This window comes from Vibrio sp. Y176, assembly GCF_033438945.1.
The window spans coordinates 1-696 of record NZ_JAWOQS010000536.1; the positions used below are offsets into that span (position 1 = coordinate 1).

Annotated in this window: 1 protein-coding gene; it reads left to right on the forward strand. The window is 45.7% G+C overall.

The window, feature by feature from the left end; genetic code table 11:
• Window positions 1–626, forward strand: a 626-nt coding sequence (locus tag R7O13_RS27175; protein ID WP_318305237.1) for an alanine:cation symporter family protein, incomplete at its 5' end; no start/stop codon positions are given.
• Between the last annotated feature and the right edge of the window lie 70 nt (window positions 627–696).

A 696-nucleotide genomic window follows, 5' to 3' on the forward strand; every position in this document is an offset into this window, starting at 1 on the left:
CACTACTAGTATGTTCGGCAACTGCGTTTATGATTCTTATCACAGGTGCTTACAACGTACACGGTGCGGTTGAAGGTGCATTCCTTGTGCAAAACCTACCAGCCGATATTGGGGCCAATGGTCCAGTATTCACGCAAATGGCGATTGAAAGTGCTCTACCTGGAGTTGGTAAACCGTTCATCGCTGTTGCACTGTTCTTCTTCGCATTCACCACTATCTTGGCTTACTACTACATCGCAGAAACAAACATTGCCTACATTCGCCGTACCTTTAAAGTGAACGGTCTGATGTTTATCTTAAAACTGGTACTTATCTCAGCCGTGTTTTACGGTACAGTAAAAACCGCAAACCTAGCATGGGCGATGGGTGATGTTGGCGTAGGTTTGATGGCTTGGCTGAACATCGTGGGTATCTTGATCATCTTCTTTATGTCGAAGCCTGCTCTGAAAGCGCTGACCGACTACGAAGAACAACAGAAACAAGGTGTCACAGAGTTTACGTTCAACCCAGTTGCGCTAGGTATCAAAGGTGCAGATTACTGGGAAGAGAAATACAAACGTAAAACGGGTCAAGCACCAACGACTGAAACTACCGCAACAGACACGGTAGAACAGCCTTCGACCTAAGTTTCTTTCCTTAAAAATAAGAAAAAGCAGTGGTCCGTTCCTCGGACACAACAAAGGGGTTAACCAGTGG